13 protein-coding genes are annotated in these 20,174 nt (G+C 37.0%); 2 read left to right on the top strand and 11 right to left on the bottom strand.

Annotation, left to right across the window (positions count from 1 at the left end; all coding sequences use genetic code 11):
- Positions 1–251: 251 nt before the first annotated feature.
- The 9 genes from MP478_RS20820 to tsf all read right to left on the bottom strand — a co-directional run bounded on the left by MP478_RS20820 (position 252) and on the right by tsf (position 14,868).
- On the bottom strand, positions 252–686 hold the full coding sequence (locus MP478_RS20820) for a DUF6759 domain-containing protein (RefSeq protein ID WP_257190005.1): 435 nt from the start codon (positions 684–686) through the stop codon (positions 252–254).
- A 5-nt stretch (positions 687–691) separates the two neighbouring features.
- Positions 692–1,381: a DUF6759 domain-containing protein gene (locus tag MP478_RS20815; RefSeq protein ID WP_257190004.1), complete on the bottom strand. Its 690-nt coding sequence runs from the start codon at positions 1,379–1,381 to the stop codon at positions 692–694.
- A 17-nt stretch (positions 1,382–1,398) separates the two neighbouring features.
- Positions 1,399–2,076, bottom strand: coding sequence for a tRNA (guanosine(46)-N7)-methyltransferase TrmB (gene trmB / locus MP478_RS20810; protein WP_257190003.1), 678 nt, complete (start codon positions 2,074–2,076; stop codon positions 1,399–1,401).
- Positions 2,077–2,201: 125 nt separating this feature from the next.
- Positions 2,202–2,963, bottom strand: coding sequence for a DUF6759 domain-containing protein (locus MP478_RS20805; protein WP_230037414.1), 762 nt, complete (start codon positions 2,961–2,963; stop codon positions 2,202–2,204).
- A gap of 295 nt (positions 2,964–3,258) precedes the next feature.
- Positions 3,259–4,050 carry a hypothetical protein gene (locus tag MP478_RS20800; RefSeq protein ID WP_230037416.1) on the bottom strand — a complete coding sequence of 264 codons (792 nt, stop codon included), beginning with the start codon at positions 4,048–4,050 and terminating at the stop codon, positions 3,259–3,261.
- Between the two features lie 170 nt (positions 4,051–4,220).
- The gene (locus MP478_RS20795) at positions 4,221–7,619 is read right to left on the bottom strand and encodes a T9SS type B sorting domain-containing protein (protein ID WP_257201534.1); all 3,399 of its coding nucleotides are present in this window, start codon (positions 7,617–7,619) and stop codon (positions 4,221–4,223) included.
- Between the two features lie 113 nt (positions 7,620–7,732).
- Positions 7,733–10,585, bottom strand: a complete 2,853-nt coding sequence (locus MP478_RS20790) for a T9SS type B sorting domain-containing protein (protein WP_257201533.1) — start codon at positions 10,583–10,585, stop codon at positions 7,733–7,735.
- Positions 10,586–10,865: 280 nt separating this feature from the next.
- Entirely contained in the window at positions 10,866–13,703 is a 2,838-nt protein-coding gene (locus MP478_RS20785) for a gliding motility-associated C-terminal domain-containing protein (protein ID WP_257189999.1), read from the bottom strand.
- A 337-nt stretch (positions 13,704–14,040) separates the two neighbouring features.
- Positions 14,041–14,868 carry a translation elongation factor Ts gene (gene tsf / locus MP478_RS20780; RefSeq protein WP_047488703.1) on the bottom strand — a complete coding sequence of 276 codons (828 nt, stop codon included), beginning with the start codon at positions 14,866–14,868 and terminating at the stop codon, positions 14,041–14,043.
- Between the two features lie 143 nt (positions 14,869–15,011).
- On the opposite strand from tsf, the gene MP478_RS20775 reads away from it, so the two are divergent.
- Positions 15,012–15,776 carry a DUF6759 domain-containing protein gene (locus MP478_RS20775; protein ID WP_257189998.1) on the top strand — a complete coding sequence of 255 codons (765 nt, stop codon included), beginning with the start codon at positions 15,012–15,014 and terminating at the stop codon, positions 15,774–15,776.
- A gap of 57 nt (positions 15,777–15,833) precedes the next feature.
- On the opposite strand, the gene MP478_RS20770 is transcribed toward MP478_RS20775, so the two are convergent.
- Entirely contained in the window at positions 15,834–16,790 is a 957-nt protein-coding gene (locus tag MP478_RS20770) for an acetyl-CoA carboxylase carboxyltransferase subunit alpha (protein ID WP_047488710.1), read from the bottom strand.
- A gap of 49 nt (positions 16,791–16,839) precedes the next feature.
- Positions 16,840–18,348, bottom strand: coding sequence for a glutamate--tRNA ligase (gltX, locus tag MP478_RS20765; RefSeq protein ID WP_230037427.1), 1,509 nt, complete (start codon positions 18,346–18,348; stop codon positions 16,840–16,842).
- 405 nt (positions 18,349–18,753) lie between these two features.
- Between gltX and MP478_RS20760 the strand changes: the two genes are divergently transcribed.
- Positions 18,754–20,160 (top strand): MAC/perforin domain-containing protein, encoded by a 1,407-nt coding sequence (locus MP478_RS20760; protein ID WP_257201532.1) that lies wholly within the window; start codon positions 18,754–18,756, stop codon positions 20,158–20,160.
- The last annotated feature ends 14 nt before the right edge of the window (positions 20,161–20,174 follow it).

Raw genomic sequence — 20,174 nt, 5'->3', positions numbered from 1 at the left:
AAGTTTCAAACTCAAACTGTAATCTTTCTGTGTACGCTTGACATAACGTGTTTCTAAATATTCTTCCATAACGATTGTTTTTTTATGTATCGCTATTTCAGGACGGGACACTTTACAAATATAAAAAGCCACTGAATTTTATTCGGTGGCTTTTTGTTTTAACTTTTTTGGTAATAAAAGTGGATTTGTTTTCGTGCTTACTGAAAAAGGGAGTTTAACAGTAAACCCACAGATTTCTGTGGGTTTTACTTTTATCTTGAAAGTTTTACAGAATACGAGCTGGTAATGTATTTTGTCGATTGGTAGGAAGAATTACATACCATGCCGGATAATCTGTAATTCTGATTTTTGGGAACCATAGTGTAGCCTATTTTTCCGGAAGCTATAGGAATCTTTTTAAAGAAATTGTTTCCGCTTACTGTAAGCACCATATTACATGAGGATTGGTTTTCTATGGAAAGAGAGGTCCTTGGGTTTCCCGGATCATCATTATTGAGAAGATCATTAAGAACATCGGCGGTTTCGGGCTTATAGGTCCTGATCAGTTCGCTGTATTCTCTTTCTGTACTGGCTGCACTGCCGGAATTACCTGAGGGGAAAGGTTTTCTTATCGGATAGTTTCCATAATTAGCATTACAGCTGGTAAGGATAATGGATATACCTATAAAGACCAATCGCTTTTTCATACGGTTTATTTTTTTGCTTTTTTCTTTTTCGGGATCGGTTCTTTTGGATCCGTTTGTGGTTTATTATCTGTTTCCGCCGGAGACTGCCCCGGATTGCCAATCGTTATAAATATACTTTTCTTAATCTCCTTTTTAGAGAAGTATTTCAGGTCGCAAACATTGCTGCTTAGGGTATAAGAACCCTTATTAATGATTACAACGTTTTCTCCATGTGCAGGGACCGCTAAATTATAATAATCTTTTCCTTCAATCCTTAAAACGATATTACAATCCGAATTATTTTTAAACAGCAGGATAGCCTCTTTTCTGGTAATATCCTCACTGAGCATTGCATTCAGAAGCTTTACTGTCTTTTCTTTGTGCTCTTCAGATGTTTCAGCTATCAGCTTCTTAAACTCTTCAGCTTCACTGGAATTTGGGCTCCTCAAGACGCTTTTGGGAATATCAGAGATAATAGGTCTTGCTTCCATAGGTTTGGCAGTATGAGCTCCTTTTGTCCACTCTGCATTTTTTAGAGCAATGAGTTTAGGTTTAAGAACAGCCCTTTTGGGATCGTCAGGATGTGCGTTCTTTAAATATTCTTCAATTTCCTTGATTTTTGTGCTTTTAAGAATGTCTTTGGTGCCTTTTTGGGCATTAGTAAAGATGGGGGTAAGGAAAGTGAAAAATAAAATCGTCAAAAATTTTTTTTTCATCAATGTATGTTATTTCATCAGCTGATCCGGAATTTTATATAGGTTATAGTCTTTCCTTTAGCTGAAAACAGTTCTTCATAATGTGTTTTAATATCTCTCAAATGTTCCGTATCCGGATCATATTCTGGTGCACCATAAATATCATGGTGAGCGCTAATAATATCATAACCTGCTCCCTGTAAATAGCCGAGTGTATATCCATGTAAGAATTCTGAATCTGTTTTTAAATGAATAATACCACCTGGTTTCAGGAACTTTTTATACCGGTCTAAAAAGTCCGGATGTGTCAGTCTATGTTTTGTTCTTCTATATTTGATTTGTGGATCAGGAAAAGTAATCCAGATCTCATCTACTTCGTTTTCAGCAAAAAAATGATCCACAAGCTCAATCTGGCTTCTTAAAAAAGCTACATTATTCATATTGCTTTCTACAGCTTCTTTGGCACCAAACCAAAACCTGGCTCCTTTGATATCAATTCCTATAAAGTTTTTTTCAGGAAATGCTTTTGCGAGACCCACAGAATATTCACCTTTTCCACATCCTAATTCCAATACAATTGGATGGTCATTTTTAAAGAAATCTTTTCTCCAGTTACCTTTCAGTTCAAAGCCTTTCAGTGCATCCTCTCTTGTAGGTTGGATAACATTTGGTAATATTTTGTTTTCTGCAAATCTTGCTAGTTTATTCTTGCCCATTGAATTTATAAAATGACTGCAAAAATATGAAAAAATTAACGATAATAATTAGATCTGTTTACTTTTAACTACAATGGGTAGTATAACAAAAAGAGGATAAAAACTATTCGGGATAAAAAGGAAAGCTAGTTTCCTAATGCTACCATAATAGGCCGCTGGACCGTTTTTTGGGAAGCATATTGCGCACCACATACCAAACTGGTAAAAAGATACTGTCCTTTTTCTATCACCACAGAGCTTTCCCCTTTTGAAGGCACAGCAAGTCTGTATTTGGTAGTACCCACTCCCTCCATTCTTACAATAATATTACAGTCTGATTTATTTTGGATCAGGACGATACATTCTCTGGCATTAGGATCATTGTCAAATAAAGAGTTAAGTATTTTGACGGTTCTGTTTTGATGTTCGGTAGGGGATACTGCCATCAGCATATTGAATTCTTCAGCCTCTGCGTCCGGAATAGCTGTATTAGTGGTTGTATTGGCTACAAATGTATTTGTACTGGTACTCGGAGTATATACTGCGGTAGACTGTTTTGCAGCAAGCTCGGCTTTATATTTTGCAATCTGTTTCTGTTTGATAATAGCATTCATTTCATCAAAGCTGATCTTGGTAGATGGTCTTCTTCTGAGCAGGGCAAGCATTTCCTGCATATCTTTGACCTTTTGATCCTCAGGATGGGCATTTTTGATATACTCTTTCATCAATTCCATGACCCGGGGCTTTAAGATAGACCTTCGCGGATCATCAGGATGAGCATCTCTTAAGAAAGCATTGATCTCGTAGATGTTGTTGCTTTTTATAACATTGGTGTAGTCTTTTCCCTTTTTTTGGGCAGACAGATTAAAGAACAGCACTGAAACAAGAAGTAAAAGTAATTTTTTCATTAATAATAGTAAGTTAGAAATGGATACTTTCTCTTAATTTGGTTTGGTGGTAATTAGTGTTAACTATAACGAAATAGTATTGTTTTTATTTTAAACACAAAATTGTGACCTAAAAATACGTATATTTTTGAATAATAAAGAATTTTCTTTAGCGAAATTTCAGTCTTCAAAAGCTGAAAACGGTTGATTGTAACAGATAAGCACACAGTTCGTTTATAAAAAATAAACCATGAAGTATTTTCATGGTTATTTGTATGATTTTCTGAATCTATTTGCAGGATAGATAAGTCGGTATTTATTTATCAATAATTTCCTGAAGATGAGAGTTTCTTAATCTTTTCTGATAGATTGGAATATATTTTTCAATTGGGATTTTGATAGCTTCAAAATTTCCTGCCAGTACATAAGGCTGAATGTTTTCAGAGGTATATACAAACTGCAGGAAGTTATCTATCAGGTTTTCCGGGATTTTAAACCTCAGGAAATAATCCTTTCCTAAATAATTTTTTATTTGACTTACAGAGCCATTCATTCTTTCGTAGGCAAGGTAACGCTGTTTTTTCTTCCTTTCTCCGGAGAGCATATCATAAATGCTTTCCAGGCTTAATGTAAGTCCGCCGTCTCTCAATCCTGCAACAGGAAGCTCTGGAGGAGTGCCGTCACCCTTGGGCTGCGGGAGGCCGATTACTTTTTTGAGGGCAAGGCTCTTATCCTCTTTTCTGATAGAGTTTACATCATACCGAAGGTTTCCGGTAGGCTTGAATCGGGTGAGTACAATCTCCTGTATTTCATAATACGCTATTTTGAGCTCAATTAAGTTTTTCTGTTCTATTAACTGCGGGGTTAGTTTGATATCTTTTCTCTCTGTAACAATAGAGGTAAAACGGATAACATCCCCCGGATTGGCAGGAATATTAAAATTTCCATTATAGTCTGTGAGCACAGTCTTCTGGGAATTAAGATTGGTAACATAAACCTGATTAAGGTATAAAATAGAATTATCTCTTAGAAATACCTCTCCGGAATATATTTGAGCATTGATTTTTGCAAGGAAAACCAATAATAATAGAGTAAACAGTTTCTTCATATAATGGGGCAAAATTACATAGAAATACAGCAATTTGTTCCTATTATGATAGAGAATAGAGGTTAAAGTTATATTAAACTTTAGTATTAAATTGTTAATGAGTGTTATAAACTTAGTTTTAAATATGTTTAATGCCGGAAACAGGACCTTTTATACGTTTATAATTGTCTTTACCTGTGTTTTACCAAAAGCCAGCTTGAATACTTTATCTCGAGTCCTGATCCATGCTCTGTCCAGCTGATAAAATACCAATAAGTAGCAGTAGGTACATATCTGCCGCCTAATCTTCCATCCCATGTATATTTATTTTCAGGAGTTCCTCTGAAGACTTCCGCGCCATATCTGTCAAAAACCCTGAATACCAGGTTATCATTGGCCATTAAAGCCGAATAGTTTATGCCTTCGTTGTATCCGTCACCATTTGGAGTAATGGTATTGATAAGATTAATGATCGCAAATGATTTTTTAACCTCTTCACACAATTTGGAATCTCTTACAAACGCTGTGTGGGCTCCTCTCGGCACGTTTTGAAAAACATTTGAACTCTGCCATACCACACCGTCCAGAGAATACTCATAAGGAGGGGTACCACCGCTTGCCCCTATCTTTACAGTAGTTCCGTCAATTTCAATAGACGTAATAATGGGGAGCGGTAATTCTGTGACGTTGACGTGCTGCCTGTACACACAACCGTTCGAGGTAAGATCTACCCAATAGCTTCCTACAGGAACATTGGTGATAGAAGGCGTTGAAGCTCCCGTACTCCACAAATATTTGTCAAATCCCGGGCCGGCATCCAGTGTGGTGGTCATTTTAGGACAGATAGCCTGATCCTTCAGCAGGTTTGATTTTTTAGGAATTTTAATGGTGATTTTAATAGAAGCCACTTCCGGGCATACTCCATTTTTTTCAAAACGGATGTAATAGGTCTGAGACATAGTAATATTCACAGCCGGGGAAATAGGATTGATGTTATTCTGTGCCTCAGACAAGCTTCCGTGGAAAGTAAAGGTAACTGCAGGGTCTGTTGTGAACTGAGCTATGTACTGTGATAAATTAACTGATTTTATTCCGTCTAAGTCATCATCACATACATCCTGGTTAGCCGATGTTATTAATAATTGCAATCTGCCTCCGATACTGAATTGTAAAGGTTTAATCACTGTTGCACATCCATCCGGAGAATCTACTCTGATATAGATGGTTACAGGACCGGTATAGCTCCAGGTATTGGACAGGGTATTGGCATTTCCGGCGGTGGCATCCGTAAGGCTGGCATAATACCGAACATTTGTAAAATATGTAGGATTGTTAAGGACAATAGCCGTGATATTGGGTAAAATAATATTCACAGTGCCATCCAGGTTATCGTCACAGAAGACACCATTGTAGTTATCTAATACGATGGCTTTGTTATATAGATTGAGGGTTATTTTAGCTATGCTTTTACAGCCAAGGTTGTTTTTTACTACAGCATATACAATAGTTCCGTTCGGCGCAGAATATGAATCCGGAACCGCAATCAGGGCAGCCGGATTTTCTGTCTGGGCATCCGTAAGGGTAGGATAATAGGTAATGGTAACAGGGGAATTATTTGTGACGTTTGCAGTGGTTAAATTAAATACACCAAGCCCATTAATATCACAGGCACTTAAGGTTCTGTCTGTTACAGTAAGGGCGAGAATATTGATGGTGACAGTTATGGTTTCGCAATCCGGAAAATCAGGATCATTTCCACAGAAAGTATAGGTAAAAGTATCCGTTCCTGCAGTACCGGGAGTATTAACGGTATAGGTAATGATTCCGGTAACCGGATCTATAGCTGCTGTACCCAGGGTAGGAGCTGTTGTAATGGCCACTGTAGCTGGTACAGGAGTCTGTAGTGAACTGCTAAAAGCTGGTGTTATGGTTTGGGTGGTACATACATCATAAGTGGCTGTATTGAGCTTCGTACAGTTCAACACTTTATATTGCCCGGTAACTAAAGGAGCACAGCGCCCCATGGTTACAGTACATGTGTAATAGCCTGATTGAGTAGGAGTAATAGAAGATCCCGTAGCTCCGGTAATTAAAACTCCGTTTCTATACCATTGGTAAGTGTCATAAATAATAGGATCTACAGTAAGGATAATTCCCGGCGCGCAGTCTCCTCCTGATTTTATAATGACAGGCTGAGTAGGGAAGCCTGCAAAAAAGCCTCCATATCCTACTGCATCACTTCCTGCATTAATGCCGGCAGTAATTGCTTTATCTGAAACTATGGTTATCGTTCCGGTTACATTGGGTATTCCATAGGTCACCCAATTGGTTGTACCGGTCATGTCATATGGCCCTGTATTTGCTGGCGGGGTTGCCCCGTTCACTGTTACATTCGCTCCTCTTTCTGTAATAAGGTTTAATTTTGTTGGAATATTGAGAATCCCTGAAGGGTTTCCATTGGAGTATACAAAATTTTCATTAATAAAGCCAAGTTCATTAATCTGCTTTGGTAAATAGCAATTCAGGGCTGGTATAAAATTAAATCCACCGGTTGCTACCTGATTTAAAGCATTGTCGCTTCCTGCTAATATTTGATATACATATGCGTTTTTAGATGTTTTAACATACAGGTTGTAATGTCCTCCACCCTGCAAACTGTATTTTGTATCGGGAATTACAAAATATTTTCCGGTATTGATGGTCGCTATAGGTACAATTTCATTATTTACATAGATCTGAGTATTGTCTTCGGTGGCAATCACTACAGCACCCTCCATATTAGTTCCTACGCTTCCATTGCCTTTTACAAGGGCAAACTCATTACCAAGCCTTTCTACCGGTACAGCCTGATCCATTAAAATATCCGAACTTGAGGGGTAGTCGCCGGCATACTGTCCGTTAAAGTTTCCATTGGTAATATTTACCGGCTTGTTTGCGGTGATCTTTGATCCTATAAAGCCGTCAAAATTTCCGATACTGTTCCCGATACCATCAATTATATAAGACTGTCCTTTGTTTAGGGTAAAAGTCATCGTAGGATTAGTTGTTCCGGTAGTTCCATTTGAAAACTGTACAAGCGGGCTGTATCCTGTAATTGAGACTGTAGTATTATCTTCTGTAGCTAGAACACTGGTCATAAAGTTAAGGATAGTATTGCTTACAGAGAGCGGTGCAGATGCTGCATAGAAGTTTTTTCCGGTCGCCGGGATTCCTTTGGAGGTAATGATTTCTGCATGGTTGTATACGGAGAATCTTAAATTAGCATAGAAAGGAAATTCTGCTTTTAAATATAATCCTTTTGTGGTGGGGGTAAATAAGTCTGCCTGCTGGGTGGTAATAATATATTCCCTCAGTACATCAAACTTTTGAGGATTGTTTTTACTGATGTTCACCGTTCCGATCAGAATATTGTTATTGTAAATATTAACCGGAAAAGGAGTGGTTCTATTGGTAGATAGATAGATTTTCTGATAAGGATTGGGGCTGCCAGTTCTGTCTATCATTGGGGCAAACCAATGTTCTCTGTCTAATTGGGCAAAGGTAAAGGTGAAAATAGAAAATATAAATAGAAAAGATAGAATTTTCTTCATTCAGTATTAGTATTTATCACAAATTTAATAATAAATGATATTAAAACCTTGAAAAACTAATAAAAAAACCACGACTTTAAGATCGTGGTTTTGAAAATTTTATTTCTAATTTTTTACTCTCTGTTTTTTACTAAAATCCAGCCAGTGAATTTAATGGCAGTTTGCTTACCGGTTGGTTCGGTCCAGCCTATTTCATACCAATAATTTCCTGTAGAAATTTTCTTATTTCCGTCCAGAGTTCCATTCCATTTGTATCCATTGGACTTATCCGCCTGATAGACTTTAGTTCCGTATCTGTCGAAAATGTTAATAACGAGATTGTTTTTATTGGCTAATGCAGAATAATCAATAGCATCATTTACCCCGTCATTGTTAGGTGTAATTACATTAATCAGGTTAGGAATTGTAATATCTACCTGCAGTGGTGTACAATTATAGTCATCCTTTACATATACGCTTGCGTTACCTCTAGGCATATTGGTAAATATATTAGAATCCTGCCAGTTAAGGTTATCAATAGAATATTTATAAGGAGGAGTTCCACCTATTACATACACTGTAATTGAATTGTTTGAAATATCAATATTAGAAATTACAGGCTGTTCAGAAGCATATACTTTTACCGTTTGTAAGGTAACACAGTCTCCTGTTTTAAGTTTTACCCAATACGTTCCCACGCCTACGTTTTGTATAGCCTGAGTTGTTGCCCCTGTGCTCCATTCGTAGCTTTTAAATCCTGGGCCTGCATCAAGTGTTGTTTTATTTTCCATACAAATGATTTTGTCAACCAATAGATCGGATTTCACTGGTGGTAACACGGTTAAAGTGACCTCTGCCACTCTGTAACATCCATTGGTGTTGGATACTTTCACATAGACAACTCCCGTTGGAGCTACATAAGCTGTTGGGTTTAGAATTTCATTGGTTCCTGCATGGGCATCAGCAAGAGACGGGTAGTATTTCTTAGTATAATTACCCGGATCGTGAACCAGTGCATTGGTAAGATTGAACAGACCTGTTGCAGGGTTTGATTCAATGAAACAAGTTCTTAATGAAGCATTCTTGACTACAGGACTTTCAGATATCGTTAAGTTTAATGTTATTTCTTCACAATCTGTAAATTCAGGATCATTGCCACAGAACTGATACACGATGGTATCTGGTCCTATATATCCGAAAGAAGGGGCATAGCTTATCACTCCCGTAACAGGATCAATGATGGCATTACCATGAGTTGGAGGCGTAAGAATGGTTACTGTTCCCGGAACTACAGTTTGGGTAGAGTTGGTGAATGTTGGAACAATCTGCTTTACAACATCACATACGGTATCAGTTAAAGTAGTTTTCTTAAGGCAAGTGAATACTTTATATTCCGGGGTAACTACCGGGGGACATGTCCCAACAGTAATTTTCACAGTATAACGCCCTGATTGTGTAGGAGTATAAGAATTTGTTGTTGCACCAGGAATAGGTGTATTGTTTCTAAACCATTGATACGTGTCAAAACTGTCTCCTACTTCCAATACTAATCCCGGGATACAATCTCCGGTTTGTTTTGCAATCACAGGAATTGAAGAGAATCCTGCAAAGTATCCACCATATCCCACTACACCACTTCCTCCGGAAATACCTGCTGTAACAGCTTTTGTAGAGGTTATGGTAACATTGCCGGTAATATCCGGAACTGAATAGGATACCCAATTGGAGGTTCCACTTACAGGAAATGGTCCCTGAGTTGCCGGTAGTGCAGCTCCATTTACGGTAACGGCAGCTCCATTTTCAGTCAGAATGTTTAATTTAACAATATGATTGGATAGGGTGGTATAATAAGGAAGGTCTTTGATCTTTCCAATTTCATCAATCTTTCTTGGAAGATAACAGTTTAATGGCGGAATATAATTGAATCCAAGAGTAGCATTGCTATCTGCAATACCTGCCATTAATTGATATACATATACATTTTTTGTTGTTCTTATGTACATGTTGTAATGATTATTTCCCTGGTTGATATAATTGGTGTTGCTTGCTTTATTCACTCGGTAACTTTCTCCCTCAGCAAGAGTAACAACTGGAGTAGTTCCATTGTTGATATATACCTGGGTTCCACCTTCAGTAGCAATGATTAAAGCGTCTTCCATTCTTTTACTGATGTTGCCATTTCCCTTTACAACTACAAATTCATTTCCTAATCTGTCCACGGGTACAGACTGGTCCATAATAATATCGGAACCATCCCAGTATCCTGTTGAAGGTATAGCAAACTGGCCATTAAAGTTTCCATTGGTAACAGAAATAGGTTTGTCTGATTCTATTTTGGCTCCAATGAAGGCTTCTTTGTTCATTGCTTTATCCCCTGTTCCTTCAATAATGTAAGACTGCCCTTTATTAAGGGTAAAAGTAATAGTGGGGTTGGTAGCACCTGTCCAGCCATTAGTAAATATAATATTAGCACTATAATTGGAAACAGTTACTTTTGTATTGTCCTCTGTAGCCAAGATACCTGTGGTGAAATTATATAAACTTCCCAACTCTTCAATAGGAGCTGTAGCGGCATAGAATTTTGTACCGATTCCTGCTTTACCTTTTGATGTTAAGATCTCACCATGACTGGATACTGAAAATCTATAGGTAACGAAATAAGGTTTTGTTCCTTTTGTATATAAGCCTTTATTACCCGGGGTAAAAAGTTCACCATTGGTACTGGCAACCATTCTGTTTAAGGGTACGTCATATGTTTGAGGAGAACCTTTACTGATGGTAACAGTAGCCAATAAAGCACCATTGCTGTATATTTCTACAGGAAAGGGCGTGACAGAATCTGTAGAAAAGTACAAAGCCTGCTTGGGATTGCTAAGTACTGTTGACCTGGCTGCCATCGGGGCAAACCAATGTTCTGTATCTCTTTGGGCAAAGAGCATTTGGACTGCCGCAAAGAATAACAGAAAAACGGATAGAATTTTCTTCATAGATGTAAAATTAGATTTTTACAAAAATAATAGAATAATTGGTTAGTATTGAAAATATTTTTAATATTAGTTGCCAAATTAATAAATATACGTGCATTGCCTACTTGTGATTGATAAATTATAGCTAAAATCTGATATTCGCTTTTTTTCATCAAATCCCCACATTTTATTGAATTTTTGACTTTATTGAGTTGGTATTACTTAATGTGGCAGCGTAAGAAGTGTTTTAAAATAAAAAACCACGATGATTATCGTGGTTTCTAAAAAGTATGAAAGTATTCTATTCTAAATTTTTTACTAAGATCCAGCCTGTATACTTTATTGGAGTTTTTTCTTTATTAGGCTCGTTCCAATTGATATGGTACCAATAGGTTCCTGTTCCCAGTTTTTTATCGAAATGTCTTCCGTCCCATTTGTAGTTATTAAACTTATTTCCGGTAAAGACCATGTTTCCATATCTGTCATACACTACAAAAGAAAGATTTTCTTTATAAGCCAGCTCGCTGTAGTCTATATAATCATTTACATTATCTCCGTTAGGGGTAATTGCATTTAATAAATTAGGAACAGTGATCTCAACAGAAACCGGAGTACAATCGTAGGCATCTTTTACATAGAATGTATGCTGTCCTCTTGATAATCCTCCAAAGGAATTAGAGTCCTGCCAGTTTACAGTTCCGTCAACTGCGAATTTGTAAGGAGCCTTACCTCCGGTTACAATAACAGATGCACTGTTATTGTTAATCTCAATTTGCTGGATAACCGGATCTTCAGCTTTTCTTATTCTTACAATCTGCGTTATGAAACATCCGTCTTTACCCAATATTACAGAGTATTCACCCACTCCTACATCTCTGATCCCTGAAGTAGTAGCTCCTGTGTTCCATTGATAAGAGTCATATCCAGGTCCTGCATCAATATTGGTTTTAGCATCCATACAGATATACTGGTCTACAAGAAGAGGTGATTTTTTGATAGGCAGTGCAATAAGCTCAATTTTTGCATTGGCAGTACAGCCTTCAGCTGTTGTTATTTTTACATATACAAATCCTCCTGTAGCAGGGAAGTTGTCGGGAGTTGTAATTTCATTGATGCCTGCGTTAAGATCAATAAGGGTACGGTAATATTTTTTTACAACTGCATTATAATCAGTTACTTTAGCTTTAGTAAGGTCAAAATAGGCATAAGGGTCTACATCATACCAACATGCTTTAATGCTGGTATCCTGTACGATGAAAGGAACTACTGTAAGATTTAAGGTAATTTCTTCACAGTCGATAAACTCGGTAGCTGCTCCACAGAATTTATACACAATTACATCTGGTCCCAGGTAGTTGGCATTCGGAGTGTAGGTAATTTGTCCTGTTGCAGGATTGATAACAGCTGTTCCGTGAGTAGGAGCACTGATAATCATTACTGTACCTGGCGCAGGCGTTTGGGTAGAAGACGTAAATGCCGGTGTAATAACTTTAGTGGAACATGCATTGAGAGCCTGTGTAGTGCGCTTTAAACATGTTTGTACTTTATAGATAGGAGTAGTAACGGGAGGACAAGTCCCCATGGTTACTTTCACGGTGTAATTTCCTGATTGGGTAGGAGTGTAGGTGAATGAAGTTGCACCTGCTACAGCCGTCCCGTTGCGGAACCACTGATAGGTTTCATAGCCATCATCTACTTCCAGTATTAATCCCGGAACACACTCTCCTGTTACTTTTGCAATAACGGGAATTGATGAAAACCCTGCAAAATATCCTCCATATCCTGCAGTACTGTATCCGCCGTTAATCCCTGCGGTCACCGCTTTGGTAGAAGTGATGGTTACATTTCCTGATATATCATTGATAGCATACGTTACCCATTGTGTATTTCCCGTAAGTGGGTAAGGGCCTTCAGCGGCTGTCGGGGCAACGCCGTTTACGGTTACTGCAGCTCCGGTTTCAGTTAAAATATTTAATTTTACATGGAGATCACTTGGGGTAGTGCTTGCACCAGATGTGCCAAGTGGCATTTGGTTGATCTTTCCAATTTCGTCAATCTTTCTTGGAAGAAAACAGTTTAATGGTGGTATATAGTTGAATCCATTGGTAGCATCACTATTATCTATTCCAATAAACTGGTATAAATAAACATTTCTTGAAGTTGAAATAAGCATATTGGAATGAGCTCCTGCACCGGGTTGGGTAACATAGTTGGTCTCATTGATTCTATACCATCCTCCCGCATTAATGGTCTGAACAGGAGTGGTAGCCCCATTTAAATATATTTCAGTATTGTCTTCTGTAGCTACGATAAGGCCTCCTTCCATATTAAGATTGGGAGCTGTGGATCTTGTTTTTACCATAGCAAAGGTGCTTCCAAGTCTGTCTGTAGGAACAGACTGATCCAGAATAGGGTCTGAGCCACTTGGGGCAGAAGAAAAATTTCCGTTACAGCTTCCGTTGGTAAGGGTTACAGGTTTGTCTGCAACAACTTTAGCACCAATAAAGCCGCTAAGGTTTGCTGTATTAGTTCCGGTACCGGCAAAAATAAAGGCCTTTCCTTTGTTTAGTGTAAAGGTCTGGGTGTTTCCTGTAGGTGTACCATTATAAAACTGAACTCCGGTTCCATTCCAGGTTACTGTTACTGTAGTATTGTCTTCCGTAGCCAAAATTCCTGCTGTGAAATTATTAATACTGTTAGATGTATTTGTATTAGGAGGGGTAGCAACATAAAACTGTTTTCCAATACCTGCTTTTCCTTTGCTGGTGATAATTTCACCATGTGCAGATTGGGCAAGTCTTAAACTGCAGTAGAAAGGTTTGTCTCCTTTCAGATACAATCCCTTTCCAATAGATTTGAAAGCATCGGTAGTTGCTGAAGTGGATACCAGACTAGGATCAATAAATTCAGACTGGGGATTACCTTTACTGATTGTAACAGTAGCAATCGGAGTAGGATTATTATTGTTATATATTTTTACATCAAAAGGAATTACAGAATCTGTGGATAAATAGATCCTGTTGGAATAGTTGCCGGCATTACTGAAGTAGGGCGCTATCCAGTGTTCTGTATCTCTTTGAGCAAATACTGTGTTAATTGTAAAAAAAACCAATACTAAGCCAAGTAAAAATCTTTTCATGTGTTGGGAATTAGGATTTCTACAAAATTAAAATAAAATTTTAAATATTGTTAAAAAAATACTAATAAATACGATGAATTATTCTCGATTTTTAATTAAAAGCCAATCCAAATGTGAAACTGGTAATTGTATACCCGATTCTGCCCATTTAAAAAAAATTATGATAAAGGACCGCAAATCTATTAAGTAATAATTGATTTTTAGCATGGAGAATTCTATGAATACTTACTTGTTGAATATTTAAAATTCATGTTATATTGTGTTCATATTAGCTGGAATACTGCATAAAAAATCCCGATGAATTTCATCGGGATCAAATATTTTTTTGAAAGCTTGATTACACTAAGCTTACTCTTACAAATCCTGTTACTTTTAGGTCTCCGTTTACAGATTTTACATAGTCAGCAACTGAGATACTTCCGTCTTTAATAAAGTCCTGGTGTACCAAAGTGTTGTCTTTGTAGAATCTCTGCATTTTACCTTTAAGGATATTATCGATAATGTTTGCAGGCTTACCTTCTTCAGTAAGTTTGTGTCTTTCGATCTCTAATTCTTTATCGATAGTTTCCTGAGAAACTCTAGTTTCGTCTAAAGCAATTGGGTTCATGGCAGCAACCTGCATAGAAACAGCTTTAGCAGCTTCGTCAGCTCCGTCTACTTTAGCAGAAAGAGAAGTGATAGCAGCAATTTTGTTTCCAGCGTGGATATAAGCTCCTAAGAAATCTCCCTGAATTCTTTCGAAAGATCCAATCTCGATTTTTTCACCGATAACTCCTGTTTGCTCAATTAATTTTTCAGCAACAGTCATTCCGTGGAAATCAGTAGCTAAAAGCTCTTCTTTAGTAGCCGCGAAAATAGCCATTTCAGCTAATTCATAAGCTAATTCAATGAAAGCTTCATTTTTAGCAACGAAGTCAGTCTCACAATTTAAAGAAATAACAACCCCTAAAGTATTGTCTTCATTTACTCTTGCAATTACCGCTCCTTCAGCAGACTCTCTGTCAGCTCTGTTAGCAGCAACTTTTTGTCCTTTTTTTCTAAGGATATCTACCGCTTTTTCGAAGTCTCCTTCAGCTTCAACTAGAGCTTTCTTGCAGTCCATCATACCTGCACCTGTTTGGTTTCTTAATTTCGCTACGTCAGCAGCAACTGGTGTATAAGACATAATATCTATTATTTTTTATTTAAGATTAGTATTAATTTTTAGCTTAATTTTAAAGCAGTGCAAAGATAATGATTTTAATGATAAACTAAAAAATGACTTTTCACGTTATTAATATATTTAATACTATTTTAAAGTTTTGATTAATGAAAAAATTCTTCTTCCTTCTATTTATATGCATTTTTTCTCTTGGTTTTTCCCAAAAAAAGAAAAAATCGAAATCTAAAGCTGTTATAGAAAAAGAAACAGTAATCATCTATACAGAGCAGGAAGCAGAGATTTCTAAAGAAGCAAGAATAATAGCAGGTTTCCTGAAACAAAATCCCGGCCACGCAAAAACAGACTATTTTAAAAGAAAGCTGATGGAAATTATCATGGCTGATAATTCTCCTGAAGCAAAACCTACAATCAAACCGATCGGCAAAGAAAAGATTGAAAAAATAGTAAAAAACAATGAGCTGAATAGTGGCAAAGTGTTGGCTGCCAATAAATCTTCTGCTGCTAATAATAAGGTCTCCACAGCTAATAATACAGCTGCCGCTATTGATGCATTAAAAGAAGAAAGAAGTGTAAGCTATGCTTCGGTAGGTTCAGCAAAAAGTGCAGGCTCTTCCATGTCGGGGGCGAGTGAAGAAAATAAAAGAAGGGCGGCCATGCTTACCCATCTCTTTAGCAATGATATCAATAAAAATGAAGCCTACGTCAATATTAAAAACAGGTCCAGTTGTAATCTGATCGTAAAAATAAATGGTAAAAAATATTATAATCTGAGTGTTCCTGCTAAAGGGGAAAACTTTATTCTTATAGATAAAGGAGAATATATATTGACCACCATGGTGTGTGATGCAAAATATTCTTCATTAAAGAAAATTAACCAGGACATTGAAATTGCTCTCAATGTTGCGGATTAGAAGAAGACTAGAGCTTAAAAAAGGGTTAAGAAAATATTTCTTAACCCTTTTGTTTTTTTATCCTTTAAACTGACCCATCGCAATGAATTTATCTTGTCTCTGGGTTTCAAGCTCTTGCCCTGTAAATTTGGAAAAAGCTTTTATATTCTGTAAAATAGAACTCTTTAGATTTAAATAAGTGGTTTCCGGATCATACTGAGCCCCTCCAAGAGGTTCCTCAATGATTCCATCAATGAATTTTTCTCTTAAAGCATCCTGTGGAGTAAGGTTTAATGCATTGGCTGCATCTTCTTTGTGATCCCAGTTTCTCCATAGGATGGATGAGCAGCTTTCCGGTGCAATTACGGTATACCAAGTGTTTTCTAACATATATACCTTATTTCCTACACCTATTCCCAATGCTCCACCACTAGCTCCTTCTCCAATAATGTAAGTGAAAATAGGAGTTTTAAGCTGAACCATTTCAAAAATATTTCTTGCAATAGCTTCACCTTGTCCTCTTTCTTCAGCTTCTAACCCTGGATATGCTCCCGGGGTATCTACTAAAGTTACAACAGGAATATTGAACTTTTCAGCTAGCTTCATTAGTCTTAAAGCTTTTCTGTATCCTTCAGGATTTGGCATTCCAAATCTTCTGTACTGTCTTTCTTTAGTTGTTCTTCCTTTTTGAGTTCCTATGATCATCACTCTTTGACCATCCAGGGTAATCAATCCTCCAATCATTGCCGGATCATCAGCGAAGTTTCTGTCTCCGTGAAGTTCCAGAAAACTGCCTTTGTCTGCCATTCCGTTGATATAGTCTATAGTATATGGACGATCCGGATGACGGGACAGTTGTACTCTTTGCCAAGGTGTAAGATTTTCGTAGATTTCTTTTTTCTTTTCTAAAATCTTATCCTCAATCTGGCTGCATGCTAATTTTACATCAACACCACTTTCTTCTCCTACTAAAGAACAGGTCTGGTATTGATCCATTAATTCTTTGATAGGAAGTTCGAAACTTAAATATTCCATTTCTTGAAGTAAATTAAATCTTTCAAATGTATGAAAAATTATGGTTATTCTATTTAAAATTATTTATGGCATTGCCTATTCTGGAGGTACTTTCCTCTTTTCCAAGGATTTCCAAAATATCCGGAACATCAGGTCCTTTCAATTCTCCTACTAAAGACAAACGCAAAGGCATCATTACTTTACCCATTCCCAGCCCTTTATTTTCGGCAAAGTCATGAACCGTCTGTTTGAGCGCTTCTGCAGTAAAGTCCGAAGACTCAAGAGTAGATGCCAATTCTTCTAAAATAGCAGAAGTCTCCTCATTCCATGCTTTTTTTGAGGCTTTTTCATCATAAGAGGTTGGAGCCTCGAAGAAAAATTTTCCGTTTTCATAAATGTCTTTCGGGAAAGTAGCTCTTTCTTTCATCAGCTGAATCACCTTTAACAGTTTTTCGTCTGAAGAACCGGAAAGATCAAGATCTGTATTTTTAAGAAGCTGAAGAAGTTCTTCATCAGATTGCATCTGAATATACTGATGGTTGAACCATTCTGATTTTTCTTTACTGAATCTAGCTCCTGCTTTATGTACTTTATGAAGATCAAATTCTTTGATCATATCCTCCAATGGAAGAATTTCTTTATCATCGGCAGGAGACCAACCCAATAAAGCAACCATGTTGATGAATGCATCAGGTAGGTAACCGTTCTCTCTGTATCCCTTGGAAACAACTCCAGTTGCAGGATCTTTAAAATCAAGCGGGAATACCGGGAACCCGAATTTATCACCGTCCCTTTTGCTTAATTTTCCTTTACCTTCAGGTTTTAAAATTAAAGAAAGGTGAGCGAATTGTGGCGCTTCCCAACCCATTGCCTCGTATAATAAAGTGTGCAGACCTAAAGAAGGCAGCCACTCTTCACCACGGATTACATGAGAAATTTCCATCTCATGGTCATCAATAATGTTGGCAAAATGATAAGTAGGCATTCCGTCATTTTTTACAAGAACCTTATCATCTAAAGTATTGGTATTTACAGACGATTTTCCACGGATAATGTCTTCAAGATTCAATACTCTGTCAACAGGCATTTTAAATCGTACCACATAAGGTGTTTTTCCGTCCAGTAATTTCTGAACTTCTTCTTCAGAAAGTGCAAGGCTATTTCTTAAACGGTTTCTGGTTTTGTTATCATAAGAGAAAACATCACCTCTAGCCTCGAATTCTGCCCGCATAGCATCCAGCTCCTCGGGAGTGTCAAAAGCCAGGTAAGCATAATCTGTTTTTAAGATCTGCTCAGTATACCGGTCATAGATATCTCTTCTTTCAGATTGTCTGTAAGGGGCAAATTTTCCTCCTTTCTTAGGACTTTCATCAGGAATGATTCCGCACCATTCTAAAGCTTCTTCAATATATTCTTCAGCCCCTTCTACATATCTTGCGGTATCTGTATCTTCAATTCTCAGTACAAATTCTCCACCCTGATTTTTAGCAAAAAGATAATCATATAATGCGGTTCTTACGCCTCCCAAATGCAAAGGTCCTGTAGGACTTGGAGCAAAACGTACTCTTACTTTCTCCATTTCAATTTTAATTTTTGCAAATTTACTTAAAATTATGCGTTTAGGAGATGATTTATAACCGTGTATTTTCCGATTTTTATATTTAAACCACTTCATTCCCTGAGGATAGAAGCTGTAAATAGCTAAGAACTTTAATTGTAGGTGCTTAATTGTAAAAGATGGGGCAAAATGTTTATAATTTGAATAGATATACTGGAATACTAAAAATTATTATAGGCAATCAATAAATAAGAATAAAATTAATTTATATATTAATTAATTCAATCTATAGTGATTGTTTTATGCAGTGATAAAAGTGATTTTGGTGTATATTAAATTCACTGTTTTATGATATATATCATTTTGTTATTCTTCATTTGCATATCGCTGTATGCTACCTTTGCCCGGAATTTTAAAAAAATACTTATGACAAAACAAATTGTATTTTGCTTTAGCAGTTTGCTAATGTTACTTTTGGCTTCATGTTCTTCTGAAGACCTTAGCAGTGAGATGACAGCTGAGCAGCAAACCAAAACTAGCCGTTCAGTAGTTGGAAGATCTGCAGGAGACGGAGCTTATGATATCCTTGGGCATGGATATAATGCTGCAGGTGAGTATGCTAATGCCAATGCTGCGGGCTTCAAAGTAATTGATATTGATCGATTTAAGGCGGAGCAGGGCGGTAGAATACTGGCTGAAAATACGTATTCACAAGAATATGTGGAAGATTATGGAGAAAATGCAGAAACTTATTCTAAAATGGTTGCCACTAAAGTAAATGCTACAGCAGGAATTCCGTTATTTAAGAAAACACTTTCCGTAGGATTTAACTCAGCTGTTACAACTAATCATAAATTTGATGCAAAATATATTTATGGAAGCTATAACCTTTTAATTAAGCAGAGACGATTAAGATTTAATGCTACTGCAGATATGCTGGGAGACTATTTAACCCCTGAATTTTCACAAGATCTACAAAATAAAACACCACAGCAAATTGTTCAGGACTACGGTACCCACGTAGCTGTAGATATTTATACAGGAGCTAAAATGGATATTATGTTCCAATCTGAAACCACTAACGAAAGCCGTGCCCGTGCTGCAAGAATTGGTGTCAAGGTTGGTTTACTTAAAGTTTTTGATGTTGATGCTCAAAATGATGTTGATACATCAGAATCAAGCAAAAACTTTTCCAGAAAATTATCCTACAGAACAAGAGGTGGTGATCCCTCAAAAGGTTTAATAGGAGAAATTAATATTGATCAGAATACTTCCAAAATTAATATTGCAAACTGGCAAAATAGCTCTACTGTTAACAATGCAGTATTAGTTGACTTTGGAAATGATGGGTTGATATTTATCTATGATTTAATAAAAGATCCTGTTAAAAAAGCTCAGCTTAAAGCATATGTAAATCAATATCTGATTGATAATAAAGTAATGCTGGATTATATTCCGGTTCCTATATATGGCTTTTATAGTGGGCAAGAAAGAGATCACTATCTCTCTCATTTGCCAATAATCCCAAATACTTATGTTGCTGAAGGAGAGTTTTTCAAAGCGTATACTTATAAAGCACCTGGTACAATTCCGGTTTATAAGTATTATAGCCCACAAGAGAAAGATCATTATTATTCAACTTATCTGGGTACACCTTCTACTTATACATATGAAGGAATTGCTTTTTATGCGACTATGGACAGCACAAAAAAACCAATTTATCAATTTTATAGCCCATCTCAAAAAGATCATTACTATATTGCTTCCCCGGGAGGAGCTCCGGTTACTCCGCGTGAATATATAGCAGAAGGTATTCCTTTCTATGCTTACTAATAAAGTATTGTGAT

Source organism: Chryseobacterium sp. WG14 (genome assembly GCF_024586945.1).
GTDB lineage: Bacteria > Bacteroidota > Bacteroidia > Flavobacteriales > Weeksellaceae > Chryseobacterium.
This window is presented reverse-complemented; position numbering and strand designations above follow the sequence as displayed.